The following is a 4,700-nucleotide window of genomic DNA, read 5'->3' on the forward strand; positions in this document are numbered from 1 at the left end:
GCCGAGGTGATCGCGGAGGCGCTGCGCCGCTTCGGCGGGCTGGACGCCGTGGCCGACCCCGAGGCCCATCCCACGTCCGTTGCGCCCGCCGCGCCCGCCGGCCGGCAGGGGGAGTCCGGTGCCCGGCGCGGGCCCGTGCGGGTGGTTGTCGAGGCGGTGCCCGTCGGCGGCCGGGGCGACCGGCCGGGCGGCGAGGGGGACGACGGTCTGGGCTGGCGGACCCGGATGCGCTTCGCCGTCACCGCACAGGGTGAGATCGGATTGCGGGCCAGCCGCTCCCACACGGTGGTGGCCGTCCCGGACTGCCGCATCGCGCACCCGCTCGTGGCCGGGGCGCTGGCCGGGCGCCGGTTTCCCGGCGCCGAGGCGGTCGAGGTCGCCGCGAGCCCGTCCACCGGACAGGTGGCCGTCGCCGTGTATCCCGCCGCGGCGGCGCCCGGCGAGGTCGTCGAGACGGTGGGGGAGCGGCGCTTCCAGCTCGGGCCGGACGTGTTCTGGCAGGTCCATCCGGGCGCGCCGGAGGTGCTGGTCGCCGCCGTCCGGGACGCGTTGCGGCCGCGGGCGGGGGAGACGGCGCTCGACCTGTACTCGGGGGCGGGTCTGTTCGCCGCGTTCCTCGCCGTCGACGTCGGCCCCGGCGGCCGGGTCGTCGCGATGGAATCCGACGCCGCGGCGGTGGCCGCCGCCGCCCGCAGCCTCGCCGACCTGCCTCAGGTGTCACTGCGCTCGCTGCGGGTGACTCCGGCGACGGTGCGCGGAGTGGTCGGCAGCGGGTCGACGGCCGGCCGTGTCGACACCGCCGTGCTGGACCCGCCCCGCACCGGGGCAGGGCCCGCAGTGATGGCCGCACTGCTGGCCCACCACCCGCGTGCCGTCGCCTACGTCGCATGCGACCCGGTGGCCCTGGGCCGGGACCTGGCGGCCGCATCGGCCGCCGGTTACGAGCTGGTCTCGCTGCGTGCGTTCGACCTGTTCCCGATGACCGCCCATGTTGAATGCGTGGCGCTACTGGAGCCACGCGTCATCGAACCTACAGCAACCGAAGGCCTACGCGGGGTGGAGCGTGAGGTGGTCGCCGGGGCCGATCGATCGGATCCGGCGCCGCCCGATCGCCCCGGCGTGTCGTCCGCGCGCCACGCCGCGCAGGAGAGTACGTCTGCGTGCCTGCATCCCGACCAATAGTGTGCGAGCCGGGGGTGCATCTTACCGCGAGCAAGCTTATTGCCTCCCCATCCACGAGGAACTCACATGTCGCCAGGCTGTCTGCGGGCGCGCAGGCGACCTGCGTAGACTTTGCCGGACCCGGACCGATCCCCTTTCGGGAGAGGGAGTTCACGCCGTGTCGCTTCTGTCCACGATCAGCTGTCCCCAGGACGTCAAGCGCCTCGACCATGAGGAGCTCGGCATCTTGGCGGCCGAGATCCGTGATTTCCTCATTCACGCCGTCGCGCGTACCGGAGGCCATCTCGGACCCAATCTCGGTGCCGTCGAGCTGACGCTGGCGATTCACCGAGTGTTTGATTCACCGTTCGACCGCATCCTTTGGGACACCGGACACCAGTCCTATGTCCACAAGATTCTCACCGGTCGGGCAGGCGATTTCGACGGGCTGCGTCAGCGGGGTGGCCTTTCGGGCTACCCCAGCCGGGCCGAGTCCGAGCACGACATCGTCGAGAATTCGCACGCCTCGACCGCCCTGTCCTATGCCGACGGTCTCTCTCGCGCCTATGCGCTGCGCGGGGAGGACCGGGCCGTCGTCGCGATCGTTGGTGACGGCGCGCTGACGGGGGGCATGTGCTGGGAGGCCCTGAACAACATCGCGGCGGACGACCGCCCCGTCGTCGTCGTCGTCAACGACAACGGCCGGTCCTACGCGCCTACGATCGGCGGCCTGGCCGACCATCTGGCCGCCCTGCGCCTCGCCCCCGAGTACGAGCAGGTCCTTGACGTCGTCAAGCAGGTCCTCGGCCGCACGCCGCTGGTCGGCGCGCCGCTGTTCGACGCGCTGCACGGCATCAAGAAGGGCATCAAGGACGTCGTCCAGCCGCAGGGGATGTTCGAGGACCTCGGGCTGAAGTACGTCGGCCCGGTCGACGGTCACGACGTCGTCGCGGTCGAGTCCGCTCTGCGCCGCGCCCGCGACTTCGGTGGGCCGGTCATCGTCCACTGTGTCACCCGCAAGGGCTTCGGCTACCCGCCGGCCGAGCAGGACGACGCCGACAACTTCCACGGCGTCGGCGTCATCAACCCGGTCACCGGCAAGCCGGTGTCCACGTCGAAGACCACGAGCTGGACGAACATCTTCTCCGAGGAGATCGTCCAGATCGGCGCCGAGCGGCCCGACGTGGTCACGCTGACGGCCGCGATGCTCCAGCCGGTCGGCCTCGGCCCGTTCGCCAAGGCCTACCCCGACCGGGTGTTCGACGTGGGCATCGCCGAGCAGCACGCCGTCACCTCGGCCGCCGGGCTCGCCATGGGCGGGCTCAAGCCGGTCGTGTGCCTGTACGCGACGTTCCTCAACCGTGCCTTCGACCAGGTCCTCATGGACGTCGCCCTGCACAGCCAGCCGGTGACGTTCGTGCTCGACCGGGCCGGGGTGACCGGGGAGGACGGCGCGTCGCACAACGGCATGTGGGACATGTCGTTCCTGCAGGTCGTCCCCGGCCTCGCGATCGCCGCTCCCCGGGACGCGCCGACCCTGCGCGCCGAACTGCGGGAGGCCATCGGGACCACCGACAAGCCGACCGTGGTCCGCTTCCCCAAGGGCAAGGTCGCCGCGGACGTGCCGGCGATCGACACCATCGGTGGGGTGGACGTGCTGTTCCGCTCGCCGGCGGTGGCCCAGCGCCGCGAGGTGCTGCTGGTCTCCGCCGGTGCGATGGCCACCACCTGCCTGGAGGTGGCGCGCCTCGTCGCCAGCCAGGGCATCGGCATCACCGTCGTCGACCCCCGCTGGGTCAAGCCACTGCCCACGGTGCTGGTGGACCTGGCCCGCGACCACGACCTCGTCGTCACCGTCGAGGACAACGGCCGGGTCGGTGGGGTCGGGTCGTCGCTGGCCCAGCTGCTGCGCGACGCCGACGTCGATGTCCCACTGCGCGACTTCGGCATCGCCCAGCGATTCCTCGACCACGCCAAGCGTGATGAGATCATCGCTGAGGTCGGTCTTGCCCCCCAGGACCTCGCCCGCAAGGTCGTCGAGGCCATCGCCAAGCGCCAGCCGGCGCTGGAGGGCGACCCGGCCGCGGTCGCGGGCCAGGCCTCCCCGGGCGTGCAGCGCACCGGCGAGCAGGTCGCAGACCAGCACTGATCGGTGCTGGCCGGCCGCGACTGCCGGACTCGGCGCCCCACCTCCGGTACCCCCGGCGGTGGGGCGCCGCTGTCTGTCGTCCCACGTCCCTCTCGTAGCCACCGGGAGGGACCGGGGGCTCACGACGGCTGCTTGGCCGGGCCGGTGCCCGCCGGCACTGTCGGGGGCCGCAGCGCCGGCGGCCGGGACCCCGGCCTAGGCTGGCGGGGTGGGTCAGCACATCGCGTCGGCCGAGCCGGCGGACGCCTCCGCGCGCCGGTCCGGGCGCGGCCCGCGCTGGTGGCTCGTGCGCGGCGCACTTCTGGTGGCCCTCGGCCTGATGGTGCTGGCCCTGGCCAGCCAGTGGAACGACGTGCGGGATTCGTTCCGCCTGCTTACCGTCGGCAGCGTCGTCGCCTCGGGAGTCGCGACCATCCTCGCCGTCGGGACCACGGTGCTGTCCTGGCGGGCGCTGCTGGCCGGGCTCGGCGCCGAGCTGCCGCTGCGGGCGGCGGTCCGGATCTTCTTCGTGGGTCAGATCGGCAAGTACATTCCCGGCAGCGTGTGGCCGGTGCTCGCGCAGATGGAGCTCTCCCGCGACTACGGGATCTCCCGGCCGAAGGCGGCCTCGGCGAGCCTGGTCGTGTTGGCCCTCGCCGTCCCCAGCGGGGGTCTGGCCGCCGCCATCACCCTGCCCTTCGTCTCCGCGGACGCGCTCGCGAGCTACTGGTGGGCGCTGGCCGCCGTCCCCGTGTTCGCCGTCCTGCTCTACCCGTCGGTGCTGTCCCGGCTGCTCGCGCTGGCGTTCCGGCTGCTGCGTCGGGCCCCGCTCGACGAGCCGCTGACGCTGCGCCCGATCGCTGTCGGCGCCGGCTGGCTCCTGGTGAGTTTCTGCTGGTACGGCCTGGCGACCTGGCTGCTCGTGCGCGATCTCGATCCCGAGGTCGGCGGGGGGCGCCTGATGCTGCTCTCGGTTGGCGCCTACGCCCTGGCCTGGACCGCCGGCTTCCTGGTGCTCGTCGTGCCGGCTGGCGCCGGGGTCCGCGAGGCGGTGCTCGTGCTCGCGCTCGCTCCCGCCGTCGCGGGTGGTCCCGCCACGCTGGTCGCCCTGGTGGCACGGCTGCTGGCTACGGTCGCCGACCTGGTGTGGGCCGGTGTCGGCGTGGCTCTGCGCGGGCGGGGCGCCAGGCGCACGGAAGCCGGTATGGAGACCGATCCGAGGCCAGGGGCTTCGGCAGGAGAACGGACCGCCGACCAGCTACCTGACACGGCGACGCGCCGCTAGTCCGAGTAGGCCCTGGAAGGTGCCGTCAGGTCGGTGCGCCCCGCCGGTCGCTGTATTTTCCGCACCCTTTTCCGCACCCTTCCATGATCAATTATACGCAGTGTTATGCCACCGACCCCCCAACCC

General features: G+C 72.7%; 3 protein-coding genes. All 3 read left to right on the forward strand.

Features of this window, described 5'->3' with window-relative positions:
• The coding region (locus NBZ85_RS27790; RefSeq protein WP_261562952.1) for a class I SAM-dependent RNA methyltransferase at window positions 1–1,182 on the forward strand (1,182 nt) is incomplete at its 5' end.
• 157 nt (window positions 1,183–1,339) lie between these two features.
• On the forward strand, window positions 1,340–3,310 hold the full coding sequence (gene dxs / locus NBZ85_RS27795; protein WP_261558513.1) for a 1-deoxy-D-xylulose-5-phosphate synthase: 1,971 nt from the start codon (window positions 1,340–1,342) through the stop codon (window positions 3,308–3,310).
• Window positions 3,311–3,518: 208 nt separating this feature from the next.
• Window positions 3,519–4,574 (forward strand): lysylphosphatidylglycerol synthase transmembrane domain-containing protein, encoded by a 1,056-nt coding sequence (locus NBZ85_RS27800; protein WP_261558514.1) that lies wholly within the window; start codon window positions 3,519–3,521, stop codon window positions 4,572–4,574.
• The last annotated feature ends 126 nt before the right edge of the window (window positions 4,575–4,700 follow it).

Source organism: Frankia tisae, from assembly GCF_025403405.1.
Taxonomy (GTDB): Bacteria; Actinomycetota; Actinomycetes; order Frankiales; family Frankiaceae; genus Frankia; species Frankia tisai.